Raw genomic sequence first — 15,440 nt, forward strand, 5'->3', positions numbered from 1 at the left:
GGGGTAGATATGTTTCAAGAATTTGGAAAAGCTTTAATCGGCATTGGTGTTGTTTTGGTTATAACAGGTATAATATTTTTATTAAGTGGAAAATTTGGAATTGGTCATTTGCCTGGTGATATTATTCTAAAAAGAGGCAATTTTACTTTTTACTTTCCGCTGATGACGTCTATTATAATTAGTGTGGTTTTGACGTTTATATTGTGGCTTTTTAGAAAATAAAAATGTAAAGGGGTATTTGATGTGAGGTCGAAAAAGTATGTAGCTGTCTTTTTATTGTTTCTACTTATATTAACCAGTACGTTAAACTACGTAGATGCCAGCATTAGTCTGCCGAGTTTAGTTAAAATTGGACTTTTTTATGGTTCCAGCTCTTTGTCTTCTTATTCATTGTCTTCTGCAAGTGGCTTTAAAGTGGGAATAAATGACAATGCCGAAAATATCAAATACATATATAACATACCTTCAAGCAGTGTTCAAGTGATGAAAGATGACAATTTTTATCTTCAAGAGGGAAATTTCCAGGATCAAGCGACAGCAGACAGTGAACAATCAAAAATAAGTTCAAGCATTCCAAATTCGATTGTTGGATATGACGGTAGTTTTCATATTTACTTTGGTCCTTATTCAAATCAATCTGATGCAAATTCAGCGATGAAAAGTTTAATAGCGAAATTTCCGGATATAAAGATAGTATCTCCCAATAAAAATATAGTGATTGCTGTGAATGGCAAAGTTATTTTTTTGTATGCTGGAAGCAATACTCTTTATCTTATGAACTTAACTGGTGATAATCCAATTTCTATTAATGGAAAAAAGTACAGAGGTTATTATGAATTTATAAGGCAACAAGGAAGTGATATGACTGCAATAAATGTATTGCCTCTAGAAGAATATTTATATGGTGTTGTACCAGCGGAAATGCCGGCTTCTTGGAATATAGAAGCATTAAAAGCGCAAGCTGTGGCAGCAAGAACTTATGCTGTCTATAATTTAGGCAAGTATAGTAAGTATGGATTTGATTTAACAAATGATGTAAATTGTCAGGCGTATAATGGATTTGACGGTGAAAATCCAAATTCAAACAAAGCTGTTGATGATACAAAGGGAGTAATTGCTGTTTATAATGGAAAGCCGATAGAAGCTATATTCCATTCTCATAGCGGAGGTTATACAGAAGATAGTGAAAATGTGTATTCAAATAGTGTTCCTTATTTAAGAGGTGTTGAGGATAAATATGTGTTTGGTTACAATGAGTCCCTTGATAATTGGTTGGTGGATGTTACTGCAGATTCTATTGAACAAAAATTGAAAAGCAGTGGTATTGATGTAGGAAATGTGGTCGATGTCAAGGTAACAAGCAAAAGTTGGACAGGCAGAGCTATACAAGTTACAATTTATGGTGATAAAGGGAACTATGTTTTGAACAAAAACGACATAAGAGGTTTTTTTAATTTAAAAAGTACGATGATAACAATAAACAACAATGGTGTAAGCAGTGATAGTGAAGCGTACATATTATCACAGCAAGGCGTTGTAAAAAAATCTTTACCTAATTTAAGTGCTATATCTGTTAATGGAGTAAAAACCGTTGGCAGTGGTGATGTATATGTTTTAAGTAGAAGTGGCACAGCCAAGATAAACGGACAAAAGGTTTCGTCTGAGGCATATACAATAAATGGAAGCGGTTATGGACATGGTGTTGGTTTGAGTCAATATGGAGCTCGTGGGATGGCAGATCATGGGTATAATTATATTGATATATTAAAATACTACTATAAAGGTATTGATGTTTATGATACAATTAATAACAAGGCTTTATAAATAATTACAGTAATATTTGGAGGCACAAATATGAATTTACATGAATTTTATTATGATTTACCTGAAGAGCTTATTGCGCAGGAGCCGTTGAAAAACCGGGACGAATCAAAATTGATGATTTTAAACAAGTTAACAGGTGAGATAAAACATGATATTTTTAAAAATATAATTAGTTATTTAAACCCCAATGATGTATTGGTTTTGAATGACACAAAGGTAATACCGGCAAGGTTAATAGGTGTTAGAGAAGATACAGGTGGCAAGATTGAATTTGTTCTCTTAAAAAGGCTAAGCAAAGATGAATGGGAGATATTAGTTAAGCCTGGAAGGAGGGCAAAAATAGGTTCAAAATTTATTTTTGGCAATGGGGAGTTAAAAGCAGAAATCATTTCAAACACAGATGTAGGCGGAAGAATTGTTAGATTTAGCTACGAAGGTATTTTTGAAGAAGTACTTGATAAGTTAGGTGAAATGCCAGTACCACCGTATATTAAGAAAAAATTGGAAGACAAAAATATGTATCAGACGGTTTATGCAAAACATGAAGGTTCGGCTGCTGCACCTACGGCAGGTTTACATTTTACAAATAAGCTTTTGGATGACATAAGAAAATATGGAGTAAAAACGGTATTTGTAACTCTTCATGTGGGACTTGGAACTTTTAGACCTGTTAAAGAAGAGGTAATAGAAAACCATAAAATGCATTCCGAATTTTATACTGTTACAGAAGAAGCGGCACAGGCGATTAACAATGCCAGAAAAAGTGGTGGAAGGATTATTTCAGTTGGCACAACTTCTACAAGGACTCTTGAAACAGTAGCAGATGAAAATGGAGTTATTCATGCCGGTAGTGGATGGACTGATATATTTATATATCCAGGATATAAGTATAAAGCCGTAGATGGTATTATAACTAATTTTCATTTACCGGAATCTACACTTATTATGATGATATCTGCTTTTGCAGGTAAGGAAAATGTCATGAATGCATATAAAATAGCAATAGAAAATAAGTATAGATTTTATAGTTTTGGTGATGCAATGCTAATCATTTAAAAATGGGAGGATATAATGACAGCGATAAAATATGACTTGATAAAAAAGGAAAAAATGACAAAAGCAAGGCTGGGGGTATTACATACTCCACATGGTGACATAGAAACACCTGTATTTATGCCTGTAGGAACACAAGCAACAGTAAAAACGATGACACCAGAAGAACTTAAAGAGATAGGTACTAAAATAATACTAAGCAATACATATCATCTTTATTTAAGGCCAGGTCATGAAGTTATAAAAAAAGCTGGTGGACTGCATAAATTTATGAATTGGGACAGAGCGATATTGACAGACAGTGGTGGATTTCAAGTATTTAGCTTGGGACCATTAAGGAAGATTACGGAAGAAGGAGTTGAATTTCGTTCACATTTAGATGGGTCGATACATTTTTTGACTCCTGAAAAAGTCATAGAGATTGAGAATGCACTAGGGGCGGACATAATCATGTCATTTGATGAATGCGCGCCTTATCCAGCTGATTACGACTATGTCAAAAACTCCATGGAGATGACTTTAAGATGGGCTAAAAGAGGAAAAGAAGCACATAAAAATACAGAAAAACAAGCACTTTTTGGAATTGTTCAAGGCGGTACATATGATGATTTAAGAAGAGAATGTGCAAATAGATTAGTTGATATGGATTTTTCGGGGTATTCAATTGGAGGGCTAAGTGTTGGCGAAGAAAAAGAATTGATGTATCATGTAGTTGATTATACGACAGATTTATTGCCGCAGGATAAACCCAGATATTTGATGGGAGTGGGAAGTCCTGATGATTTGATAGAAGGTGTCATAAGAGGAGTTGACATGTTTGATTGTGTTTTGCCTACGCGAATGGCCAGAAATGGTACTGTATTGACTAGCAGTGGTAGGCTTATCGTAAGAGATGCGCCACATGCAGAAGAATTTATTCCATTGGATAGTGAATGTGATTGCTATGCATGTAAGAATTTCTCAAGGGCATACATCAGACATTTGTTTAAAGCTAACGAAATTTTAGCGGCGAGGCTTGCAACAATACATAATTTAAGATTTTTGACAAAACTCATGGAAGACATTAGAGAGGCAATTAGGCAAGACAAGCTGCTTGAATTTAAATCACAGTTTTATAAAAAATATGGATATAAGGAGGAATAAAATGAACGCGCAGACGATTTATTTGATTGGCGAAATTGTAATTTTTATGGCAATTTTTTACTTTCTACTAATATTGCCACAGCAGAGAAGAGAAAAGAAAGAGAAAGCCATGATTGATGCACTAAAACCCGGTGATGAGATTTTGACAAAAAGCGGTATTTACGGCAAGATATTAAACATAAAAGACGATGCAATTACGATTGAAGTCGGTGCTGATAAGGTTAAACTGAAGATAGCTAAATGGTCAGTTGGAAGAGTTTTAAACTCTCAAAGTGAAAATAAATAAGCATAAATGCGGGTAACCGCATTTTTTTTATGGGATTAAATTAAAATGTAATATTGTTTTTTTTACTGCATAAAATTTATTGATAAATAAGAGGGAGGTGCCATACTTGAAGGGCAAAGTTCAAAATTATAATAATAGAGTATTAAATATACCTGGCATAATCATAGGGCTATTGGTAAGTTATATAATTACTTTGGCATTTTTCATTGTGTATGCATTAATATTGACGTACACACCTCTTTCAGAATTAACACTTCCTACATTGACAATGCTGATAACGATAATTGGCATAGTTTTGGCTGGTGCAATAGCTGCGCGTCATACAAGAAGCAAAGGGTGGCTAAATGGGGGCTTGGCCGGTCTTCTATATGTTTTGATTATGCTATTTCTAGGTACATATATTATAAAAGAAGCAGGATTAACTTCAGTCATAGCTTTAAAACTTTTATGGGGAATTATTTTAGGTGCTATTGGTGGTATGATAGGTATTAATCTATAGCTTTTATTGTCACAAATTATATGATATAATCAATTAGGAAGAGGAGGTATGAAAATGAGACATATTGTAACAATCAATAGAACATCATTGAAAGATAGCCTGAAAAAACCTGGCTGTGGAGAATGTCAGGCATCATGCCAATCTGCTTGCAAGACTTCGTGCACTGTTGCAAATCAGGAGTGCCAAAATTAAATTTTACATAGGCTGATGGCAGTAATATATTATTACTGCCATTTAAAATGTTTAGGAGGTTAAAATGTATAGCAAGATACATAAATATAAACAACTTGGTATGAATATTGTAGTTGATCCTGTAAGTGGATCAATTCATGTTGTGGATGATTTGACGTATGAAATATTAGATTTGTACACTGAGAATGATTTTAATACTATAGTTAGTTTGCTGAAAAATAAATATTCTGAAGATGAAATTAAAGATGCATATGATGAAATAGAATCACTACGAAATAAGGGACTTCTTTATTCTGAAGATGTGTACAAGGATTTAGATATAAATAGAGAAAACTCTGTCATAAAAGCTATTTGTCTTAATGTGGCACATGATTGCAATTTAAGATGCAGTTATTGTTTTGCATCTACAGGGGATTTTAAAGGCGGCAGGAAACTGATGTCGTATGAAGTTGGAAAGAAAGCGATAGATTTTTTAATTAAAAATTCAGGCAATAGGAAGGTTGTGGAGGTAGACTTTTTTGGCGGAGAGCCACTTATGAACTTTGAAGTTGTAAAAAAAATAGTTGAGTACGGAAGAGATGAAGCTGAAAAACATGGAAAAACTATTAAATATACAATCACGACAAATGGAGTATTGCTTGATGATGAAAAATCAACATATATAAATGAGAATTTTTCTAATGTAGTGTTGAGTCTTGATGGCAGAAAAGAGATAAATGACGGTATGAGAAAAAGGATTGATGGCAGTGGATCATACGATGTTATTGCTCCAAAGATTAAAAACTTTGTTTTTAAAAGAGGCAATAAAGAACATTATGTTAGAGGAACTTTTACAGCAAAAAATTTAGATTTTACAGATGATGTTTTGCACTTGGCCGACATGGGTATAAGAGAGATATCTGTAGAGCCAGTGGTAGAAAAGGAAGATACAGATTACACATTGAAACAAGAACATTTGGAAAGAATTTTGAAAGAATATGATAGACTTACAGAAGAGTATATAAAAAGGATTGATGAAGGAAGGCCATTTTCTTTTTATCATTTTAAAATCAGCTTAGATAATGGTCCTTGTATAAAGAAAAGGCTACAGGGTTGCGGTGCTGGATTTGAATACGCAGCAATAACACCAGATGGTGAAATATATCCATGTCACCAATTTGTAGGTAATGAGTTATATAAATTAGGAAACGTAGATAGTGGAATTGAAAATAAGCTATTGCAAGAGAAATTCATGGAAAGCGACATATATAAAAGAGAAGAGTGCAGCCAGTGTTGGGCAAGATTTTATTGCAGTGGTGGATGTTTTGCCAATAATTATAATATGAATGGTGATATAAATAAACCGTATGAACTGTCATGTGAAATGCAAAAAAAGAGATTTGAGTGTGCTATAGCAATAAAAGCATATGAAATGATGTTCAAGAAAAATAATAAGCCACAGCAATTTGATAATTGACCGTTTACAATAAAAGTAATATAATAAAACATAGCGAACAAAAGAAAGGGGATTATGATGAGATCGAGAGGATTGGCAAAATTTTTATCAGTAATCGTACTTGCCGTAATAGTAGCTTATGTTGCTTTTTTTGGTATTAATGCCGGAAATTATTCAATTAAGCCAGTTCAAGATAGCATAAGGCTGGGACTTGATTTGCGGGGCGGTGTTTATGTATTAGAACAAGCGGAAGGAAAAGTAACACAGGATGCAATGACAAGAGCGATCTCTATAATAAGAAACAGGGTAGACTCTCTAGGTGTTTCACAGCCGCTTATAGTTCAACAGGGCTCGAATAGGATAAGGATAGAGATACCGGGTGTAAATGATCCAGACCAAGTTATTTCGTATTTAGGTCAGACAGCCCAGCTTAAATTTGTAGGTCCGGATGGCAAGGTTATATTAACAGGTGCGGATGTTAAAGATTCAAAAGCAGTCTATCAAACGAGTCAGGCTGGTGTACAAGAACCTGTTGTCACACTTGATTTAAACAGCAAGGGTGCAAAAGCTTTTGCTGATGCTACTGGGAAATTTGTAGGTCAACAAATAGCGATAGTTCTTGACGATAAGACAATATCAGCACCAGTAGTGAAGGAACAAATTACTGGTGGTCAAGCTGTTATAAATGGCATGAAAGATTTTAATGAAGCTAAAAATTTAGCAAATCTCATAAGAGGCGGTGCGCTTCCAGTTACATTAAAGCAGGTTGAATACAGTTCTGTTGGTGCAACATTAGGGCCTAGCGCATTAAAGGCCAGTGAAGAAGCTGGATTGTATGGACTAATAATAGTTTTATTGTTTATGATAGCATTTTATAGATTACCAGGATTAATAGCAGATATTGCTTTAGGCATATATATACTTATAAACTTTATTGTGTACGCTTTGCTGCACGTTACTTTGGATTTACCAGGTATAGCTGGTATGCTTTTGTCAATAGGTATGGCGGTTGATGCAAATATAATCATATTTGAGAGAATGAAAGAAGAGATGAGAGCAGGAAAATCCATAAGAGCTTCCTTAGATGCCGGATTTAGAAAAGCATTTGTTGCTGTATTTGATTCAAACATTACGACACTGATAGCAGCATTTGTCTTGTTTTTCATGGGGGCAGGAACTGTAAAGGGATTTGCTTTAACGCTTATAATAGGTGTTATCTCCAGTATGTTTACAGCAATTACTGTTTCTAGATTCTTATTAAAATCAGTTGTTGAAACAGAATTTACGAAAAACATAAGAGTATACGGTGCATAAGGGGGCGAATATGATGAGATGGAATAATATAAAGTGGAACATAGATGTAATTGGAAAGACGAAAGTGTGGTTTACAATATCAGGCATAATAGTACTTGCAGGGCTTATTGCTTTATTTACGATGGGATTAAATTGGGGACTTGATTTTACTGGTGGTACGGTAGCCCAATTTGACATGCACAGAACAGTAACGACAACTATAAATAATGAGATTACAAATATATTAAGGAGCAATGGCGTTAAAGAATCGCAAGTAAAGGCTATAGGTCCAAACAATACACATGTATCAATTACTACGCCTAGCCTTGACGATAAAACTAGAACTGCAATTATAAATGAGCTTAAGTCAAAGTACAAATTATCTGATAATGATTTGGTATCATCGCAAAACGTTAGTGCATCAATAGGTAAGGAAATGCAGTTTGGTACATTGCTGGCTTGTGTAGTTGCTTCTCTTTTGATGTTAATTTATATAGGCTTTAGATTTAATTTCGAAATGGGTGCCGCGGCTGTCTTAGCTTTAATACATGATATTTTAATATTGATATCTGCTTATGCACTGCTTAGGATTGTCGTAGATACTCCATTCGTTGCTGCAATACTTACTGTTTTTGGTTATTCTATCAATGATACGATTGTTATATTTGACAGAATTAGGGATAACATTAAATTGATGAGAAAGGCAAGCTACAAAGAAATAGCAAATGTCAGTGTAAATGAGACGATGACTCGTTCAATAAATACAGTCATGACTGTTTTACTTATGCTTATACTTATGTACTTCTTAGGACCGGCGTCTATAAAGAGCTTTGCTTTGCCTCTATTAATTGGTATTGCTAGTGGTGCATATTCTTCAATATTTATTGCTACTCCCCTTTGGGTAATATTTAAGGATAAAGAAGGAAAAAATAGAGTAGGAAACAGAGTAGGAAATAAACCCCAAAAGGCATGATAGGAGGTGATAGCATGCTGAAAGAGATGTTTCTTGCAGGTCTCGGTGCTGTTTCTCTGACGAAAGATAAATTAGAGGAGATAGCCCAAGAGCTTATAAAGCGGGGTGAACTTACTGCAGAAGAAAAAAATAATTTTATAAACAATGCTTTAAGTTCAGTAAACAAGCAAAAACAGATCATTAAGGACAAAGCTTACGAAAATTTTCAACAGTTAGCAAAAGAAGCGAATCTTGTAACCAGAGATGAATACAATTTGTTGCTTGAAAGAGTAGCTGAACTTGAGAGCAAAATAAACCAGTCTAATATTGACAATCAAAATCTGTAAATTTCATTATTAGTGGCATAATACTTTTAGGTATATTGCCGCTATATTTTTATTGAGGTGTAAGGTTGAAATTAAAAGTACAAATTGCAATAAGAATAAAATGGCATAGCAAACAAGCCATCTTTTGATGACTTTTTAAAAATTAAATATCGAAGTAAGTGTTAATGCTAAATAGCTGGCTTTATTTTATAGCCTTGAAGTTGAGCTAATAGTATAGCTTGCTCAACCGTAATCTCGCGTTTTGCGGGAAAAGCATCAGATTTTTTATATAATTCAGCATTATATGGTTCTTTCTTCTTCAACATGTTGTATAATGCTGTAAGAAGCATTCTTGCAATAGCAATGATTGCTTTCTTGTGGCCGCGACGCTTTTTGATGCGCAAATAGCGGTTACGAATTTCAGGATGTTTCTCGCTTTTAACTACAGAGTTAGCACACTGCACAAGAAGCGGCTTAATGTAACATCCTGCTTTGGAAACCCGGACAGATTTTTTCTTGCCTGCACTCTCATTGTTAGTTGGAGTGAGTCCAGCCCATGAGCATAAGTGTTTCGCTGAAGGAAAAGCCTCCATATTTACGCCGATTTCAGATATTACAGTAATAGCCGAGAAAATATTTTTAAACGATGGAGCGGTTAGAATTATGTCTAGTTCTTGTTGATAAGGCGCAGCGAGCGCAAGAATTAGTTTTTCTAACTCTGCTTTCCGGGATTCCAAATCTTCAAAATGTCCTTTGATGATCTTTAATTTTCCAGCTTGTTCAGGTGTAATATAACCATCAACAGCGAGTTCCAGCTCAGGGAGTTTTTTTAGCATAGAACCATGAATTAAAGATCCAATATCAAAGGAAGTATCAAGAGGATTTTCTAGAAGCTTATCAATTATCTTTTGAGAACTTTTACCGAAAGTATCTGAAACAATGTTTCCTAACTGTATGTTAGAAACCGTGAGACAATTTTGGAGTCTGTTCTTTTCGCTAGACATAAAGCAAATAAGCTTAAAGCGATAGCGCATTAAGTCACGAAGTTGTCTAATATCAGCGGGAGGTATAAAGCTAGCGGCAACAAGATCATGCTTAAACAGGTCAGCAATCCATTTTGCATCTTTCTTGTCAGTTTTTTTACCACGAATAGCCTTAACATATTTAGGATGTGCAAGTATGATGTTGCAGGAGCTTTCTAATATATTAAACACAGGAATCCAGTATTTCCCGGTAGATTCCATGCAAACATCCTTGCAGTTATTGTCCAAAAGCCATTGTAACAGCTCTCTTAAACCCTTCGTGTAGGTAGAAAAGCGATGGCTTTTATAGGTGGTAATTCCATTAGAATTAGTGGAAGCAATACATGCAACCACAAAGGTTTTGTGTACATCAATTCCACAACAGATTTTATACACGATTTTTAAAGCCATAGGGAACTCCTTTCTAAACCGATAGGTTCTAAAAATTAAAGGGATAGACAGCATTGACTGATTGTCTAGCATTAAACGAGAATGTTTAAACAAAGATAAGGTTACGTGCTCAGTAGCACACTTATTTGTGCTTGGAAAGACAATCTACACATATAAAAATGCGGTCACTACGTAAGTGTAGCAAACCACTCACCTCCCCGTGATTTGTAGTTTACTGGTATCCCTATGACATAATTATAGAACAAAATTAGCTCGAAGTGGCACATTTCATTACGTTTTGTGCCTTGAGCGAAGCGAAAGGAATGATTATAAAGATGAAATTATTTAGCATTTTTTCAAATAGAAAATACATAAAAAGGTACAAAGAAATATTAAAAATTCTTACGAAAAATGGATTTGGTTTTATTTCTGAAGTTTTGTCGAAAAAGAAAAGTATTCCATTTGTGTACATTCGTAAGAATGATTTACCTGCCGCTTTATCTGAGCGGATTCGTCTCACACTGGAAGAACTTGGCCCAACATTTGTGAAGATGGGGCAATTGTTAAGCACCAGGCCCGATTTGCTTCCGCATGATATAATTGTTGAATTATCAAAGCTTCAGGACAATGTTCCACCTGTTGAATTTGAAACAATAAAGAAAATAATTGAAGAAGAACTTAAAGATGACATTTCGAATTTATTTACAAGCTTTGATGAAAAACCGATCGCATCAGCGTCAATCGGGCAAGTTTACAGGGCCAGGACAAGGGAAGGCTATGATGTAGTAGTAAAAGTCCAAAGACCGGGTATATATGATAAAATAAATGGTGATATTATCATCTTAAAGACTATAGCCAACATTTTAAACGAACGGCTTACCGATTCGCCGGTCGATTTTGTGGATATAGTAAATGAGCTATCTGAATCGCTGTTAAACGAATTAGATTATACATTAGAAGGCAACAATGCGGACAAATTTAGAGAAAATTTTATTAATGAGACATATGTGTACATACCGAAGATATATTGGGAGTATACGACTAAAAAAGTTCTGACGATGGAATACATAGATGGAATCAGTGTAAAAAATAAACATAAATTAATTGAAAATGGGTTTGATTTAAAGAAGATTGCATATAACGGTGCTATGTCAATATTAATGCAAATATTTGAATTTGGATTTTTTCATGGTGATCCGCATCCTGGAAACATCCTTATCAAATCAGATGGCAAGTTATCATATATAGATTTTGGCATTGTAGGTTATATAGACAGATCAAATCGTCAAATGATAGTTGAGCTTTTTAAAGCTTTTATCGATAATGATACAGATGAAGTAGTTTCAATTTTGTCGGATATGGATGCGATTAGAGATGAAACGAATTTAAGAAATTTAAAGTATGATCTTAGCGGTATGATCAGTTATTTTTACAATACTCCGTTAAAGAACATAAATATAAATGATTCAGTTAAAAAGATGATGTCCCTCATTTATAAGTACAAGTTAATGATGCCAGCCGAGTTTACACTGCTGCTTAAGTCGTTAGCGACTATAGAAGGTGTAGGAAAGGAACTTGACCCTGACTTTAGTATTTCTGACATTGCAAGAGATTTTATTAGAAAAATTTATATAAGTAATTTTAATTTTGTAAAAACAATAAATGAAAATGCAAAAGATGTGCATAAAATATACGTTCATTTAAAAAAACTTCCATCAAAGCTTCATAGCATAATTTCTAAAATATTAAAGGACAACGTCAGGGTAAAATTGGATATTGAAGAAACGGAAAAAATGAAATATGATCTTAATTTAATGATAAATAAAATGATAATAAGCATAATAGCTGCATCACTTATTATCGGATCATCACTTATAATGTCTTCTGATGGTGGATATAAAATATATGGTTATAATGCAGTAGGGTTGATAGGATATTTGATATCATTCTTTTTATGTATGATGATTGTCTACAATATAATTTTTGTTGAGAAAAGGCGTAAATAATTGCATTTTGTGAGGTGGCCGAAAATATGGCATACAACTGGGTATCAAAAAAAATCTCAAATGAGAGTCTTGTTAGTGAAGTAGCAAAAAAGTATGAATTAAAAAAATATGTAGCACAAACTATCATTAACAGAGGATATGATGATTTAGAGAAAGTAAATGAGTATTTGAATCCAAATATTAACATGATGCATAGTCCTAATTTGTTGAATGGTATAGAAAAAGCATCATCCATTATAAAATATCATATTGAAAGGAACAACAAAATCACTATATATGGTGATTACGATGTTGACGGTATAACTAGTACATCAATTTTATATAAGACTTTAAAAAAGTTAGGTGCTGATGTAGATTTTTATATACCAGATCGATTACATGAGGGATATGGGATAAATATAAATGCTATAGAGAAAATATACAGCTCAGGTACAAGTCTTATAATTACTGTCGATTGTGGTATTACTTCGGTAAAAGAAGTTGAGCATGCAAAGAAATTGGGAATAGAAATCATTATAACAGATCATCATCAAGTTCCAGATGTCTTGCCAGACGCTACTTGCGTAATTAATCCACATATTAAAAATTGTACATACCCATACAGAGAATTATCTGGAGTAGGTGTCGCTTTTAAATTGTGTTTAGCCCTTATAGGAGATGATGCATTGGATTATTTGGACATTGTCGCTTTAGGGACTGTAGCAGACATCGTGCCACTAACAGGAGAGAACCGTATAATTGTAAAAGAAGGATTAAAAATGATGAAAAATAGCCGGAATAAGGGACTTAAGGCATTGATAAATGTATCGGGGCTAAATAGTAAAGATATAAATACATATCATGTTGGTTTTGTATTAGCTCCTAGATTAAATGCTGCAGGAAGACTTGAAAGCGCAGTGTCATGTGTAAAATTGTTGACAACTGATGATGATATTGAAGCAAATAGAATCGCCGAGTATTTAAACAGTGAAAACATAAAGAGGCAAGAACTCGAAAAAAAGATACTAGATGAAGCGATTGTACAAGTTGAGACAAAGATAGACCTAGATAAAGAAAAATTCATTGTACTTTCCAGTGAGAATTGGCACCCAGGTATTATTGGAATAGTTTCATCAAGGATTACAGAGAAGTACAATAGGCCGTCAATTCTTATAAGTATTTCCGGTGATACAGGAAGGGGGTCTGGAAGAAGCATAAATGGGTTTAATATATACGATGCTATAAAGTACGCCGGTGATTGCCTCATTGGATTCGGTGGACATGAAATGGCTGTCGGTATAACTATAAAAAAAGATGAAATCGAAAGATTTAAATATAAACTGAATGAATATGCAGAAAGTAAGTTAAATGACATTGACTTAATACCAACCATTGAAATAGAGACCTCTATAGAGAACGAGACGATAGATTTGGAAGGAGCAAATCAGCTGAGTTTGTTGGAACCTTTTGGCAATAGCAATCCTGTGCCAGCTTATATTATAAACGATTTGCATATAAAACAAACTTATACTGTTGGAAATAACAATCATTTACGAATAATTGCTAAAAAGGATGAAATGTGCTATGACATTATTATGTTTAATGTAGGTAGTGAAGCAAATAGATTTAAAGAAGGATATATCATTGATATTGCAGGATACATCAATGTTAATGAGTGGAACGGTAATAAGAAAGTAGAGATAATTGCGAAAGATATTAAGATAAAAGAAAAAAACACGATGTTTTTTAGAAATTTACTAAATAATATAATGAATTTTAGTGATTTTACTGCAGAAAGCATAGATAATAAAAATTTTATTGATATGAGGGAGATGGATGACAGACAATCTTATATTTTAAAAATGTTCAGAAGCAATGAGAGTGTTGCTGTAATAGTAAATACTCGATATCATTTAAATAAACTAATAAATTATCTTATCGTCCACGATTATCGTGATTTTAAATTAAGCAGCAAAGCAGTCAATGTAGGGAAAATGATTTTGTGGAATGCAAATAATAAAGAAGTTGATCATTTGCAATCTGTATTTAAAAATATAATTTTTTATGATATACCATTTGATTCAAAAATGTTTTATAATATATTAGCAAACGACAAAAACAGTAAGATACACCTTTTGTATGGAAAGGAAGACATCAAAGCTAATTTAAAAGACATTTTTGAGATTATACCGAGAAGGAGTGATTTTGCAAAGGTCTATATTAATATTAAAAAGAATGGAAGTACGATTGTATTCAAAGATCAAGTATATGATTATTTTAAATTAAACTCAGTAAAAGTAATGCTGTGTCTAAAAATTCTAAAAAACTTTGGATTGATAAAAGTTGAAGAAAGTGATAATATTTTTGTGTTAAGAAGAAATAATATTGAGTCAAAAGTAGACATTAAAGATGATGAAATAATAAAAAAATTGGATTTGTCAGGGAAAAATTTTTTGAGGTTTGCTTTTGAAATATTGAAAACAAAAATTAAGGAGGAAACAGCATGACATTAGAAGATGTAAAGTCTTTAATAAGAGAAATACCGGATTTTCCTAGAGAAGGGATTGGATTTAAAGACGTAACGCCTGTACTAAAAGATAAAGAAGCGTTTTTATTTTCAATTGATATGTTAGCAGATGCAATAAAAGACAGAGATGTAGATTTAATTGCAGGACCAGAAGCGAGGGGTTTTTTATTTGGAGCACCTTTGGCATACAAAGTTGGGGTTGGATTTGTACCTGTAAGAAAACCAGGAAAGCTACCTGCTGAGACGATTAACTACGAATATGAACTTGAGTACGGAATGGATTCATTAGAAATACACAAGGATGCTATAGAGAAGGGTCAAAGAGTTATAATTGTTGATGATTTGCTTGCTACTGGTGGCACAATTTTTGCTGCAGCAAAATTAATAGAAGAATTAGGCGGAATTGTTGATAGTATATTATTTTTAACGGAGCTTACATTTTTGAATGGACGTAAAAAGCTTGAAGGCTATGATGTAATTTCTTTAATAAAATTTTAAAATGTCTGTTTTTAA

At 33.5% G+C, this 15,440-nt stretch carries 15 protein-coding genes; 14 read left to right on the forward strand and 1 reads right to left on the reverse strand.

The window, feature by feature from the left end:
* The first annotated feature begins 9 nt into the window (after positions 1-9).
* From Q2T46_RS15095 to Q2T46_RS15145, 11 genes are all read left to right on the forward strand, one after another.
* A complete protein-coding gene (locus Q2T46_RS15095) occupies positions 10-222 on the forward strand; it encodes a DUF2905 domain-containing protein (RefSeq protein WP_209454347.1) in 213 nt (70 codons plus the stop codon).
* A 21-nt stretch (positions 223-243) separates the two neighbouring features.
* Positions 244-1,824: a SpoIID/LytB domain-containing protein gene (locus tag Q2T46_RS15100; protein WP_209454348.1), complete on the forward strand. Its 1,581-nt coding sequence runs from the start codon at positions 244-246 to the stop codon at positions 1,822-1,824.
* A gap of 30 nt (positions 1,825-1,854) precedes the next feature.
* Positions 1,855-2,880: a tRNA preQ1(34) S-adenosylmethionine ribosyltransferase-isomerase QueA gene (gene queA, locus Q2T46_RS15105; protein WP_209454349.1), complete on the forward strand. Its 1,026-nt coding sequence runs from the start codon at positions 1,855-1,857 to the stop codon at positions 2,878-2,880.
* A gap of 15 nt (positions 2,881-2,895) precedes the next feature.
* Positions 2,896-4,020 carry a tRNA guanosine(34) transglycosylase Tgt gene (tgt, locus tag Q2T46_RS15110; RefSeq protein WP_209454350.1) on the forward strand — a complete coding sequence of 375 codons (1,125 nt, stop codon included), beginning with the start codon at positions 2,896-2,898 and terminating at the stop codon, positions 4,018-4,020.
* Between the two features lies 1 nt (position 4,021).
* Positions 4,022-4,306, forward strand: a complete 285-nt coding sequence (gene yajC / locus Q2T46_RS15115; RefSeq protein ID WP_209454351.1) for a preprotein translocase subunit YajC — start codon at positions 4,022-4,024, stop codon at positions 4,304-4,306.
* Between the two features lie 106 nt (positions 4,307-4,412).
* On the forward strand, positions 4,413-4,805 hold the full coding sequence (locus tag Q2T46_RS15120; RefSeq protein ID WP_209454352.1) for a TIGR04086 family membrane protein: 393 nt from the start codon (positions 4,413-4,415) through the stop codon (positions 4,803-4,805).
* 54 nt (positions 4,806-4,859) lie between these two features.
* Positions 4,860-4,997: a six-cysteine ranthipeptide SCIFF gene (gene scfA / locus Q2T46_RS15125; RefSeq protein ID WP_013298036.1), complete on the forward strand. Its 138-nt coding sequence runs from the start codon at positions 4,860-4,862 to the stop codon at positions 4,995-4,997.
* A 64-nt stretch (positions 4,998-5,061) separates the two neighbouring features.
* On the forward strand, positions 5,062-6,453 hold the full coding sequence (gene scfB, locus Q2T46_RS15130; RefSeq protein WP_209454353.1) for a thioether cross-link-forming SCIFF peptide maturase: 1,392 nt from the start codon (positions 5,062-5,064) through the stop codon (positions 6,451-6,453).
* A 57-nt stretch (positions 6,454-6,510) separates the two neighbouring features.
* Positions 6,511-7,746 (forward strand): protein translocase subunit SecD, encoded by a 1,236-nt coding sequence (gene secD, locus Q2T46_RS15135; protein ID WP_303265738.1) that lies wholly within the window; start codon positions 6,511-6,513, stop codon positions 7,744-7,746.
* A 13-nt stretch (positions 7,747-7,759) separates the two neighbouring features.
* Positions 7,760-8,698 carry a protein translocase subunit SecF gene (secF, locus tag Q2T46_RS15140; protein ID WP_303265737.1) on the forward strand — a complete coding sequence of 313 codons (939 nt, stop codon included), beginning with the start codon at positions 7,760-7,762 and terminating at the stop codon, positions 8,696-8,698.
* 14 nt (positions 8,699-8,712) lie between these two features.
* The gene (locus Q2T46_RS15145) at positions 8,713-9,024 is read left to right on the forward strand and encodes a phasin family protein (protein WP_209454356.1); all 312 of its coding nucleotides are present in this window, start codon (positions 8,713-8,715) and stop codon (positions 9,022-9,024) included.
* A 167-nt stretch (positions 9,025-9,191) separates the two neighbouring features.
* Here Q2T46_RS15145 and Q2T46_RS15150 read toward each other — a convergent pair whose 3' ends face one another.
* Entirely contained in the window at positions 9,192-10,436 is a 1,245-nt protein-coding gene (locus tag Q2T46_RS15150) for an IS110 family transposase (RefSeq protein ID WP_303264284.1), read from the reverse strand.
* Between the two features lie 314 nt (positions 10,437-10,750).
* Between Q2T46_RS15150 and ubiB the strand changes: the two genes are divergently transcribed.
* Genes ubiB through Q2T46_RS15165 form a run of 3 tightly spaced genes read left to right on the forward strand, consistent with a single transcriptional unit; the run spans position 10,751 to position 15,425 of the window.
* Positions 10,751-12,421: a 2-polyprenylphenol 6-hydroxylase gene (gene ubiB / locus Q2T46_RS15155; protein ID WP_303264822.1), complete on the forward strand. Its 1,671-nt coding sequence runs from the start codon at positions 10,751-10,753 to the stop codon at positions 12,419-12,421.
* A 26-nt stretch (positions 12,422-12,447) separates the two neighbouring features.
* Positions 12,448-14,907, forward strand: coding sequence for a single-stranded-DNA-specific exonuclease RecJ (gene recJ / locus Q2T46_RS15160; RefSeq protein WP_303264821.1), 2,460 nt, complete (start codon positions 12,448-12,450; stop codon positions 14,905-14,907).
* A complete protein-coding gene (locus tag Q2T46_RS15165) occupies positions 14,904-15,425 on the forward strand; it encodes an adenine phosphoribosyltransferase (protein ID WP_303264820.1) in 522 nt (173 codons plus the stop codon). The genes recJ and Q2T46_RS15165 overlap by 4 nt, the downstream gene beginning before the upstream one ends.
* Positions 15,426-15,440: the final 15 nt, after the last annotated feature.

The sequence above is a fragment of the Thermoanaerobacterium sp. CMT5567-10 genome (genome assembly GCF_030534315.2).
Lineage (GTDB): Bacteria > Bacillota > Thermoanaerobacteria > Thermoanaerobacterales > Thermoanaerobacteraceae > Thermoanaerobacterium.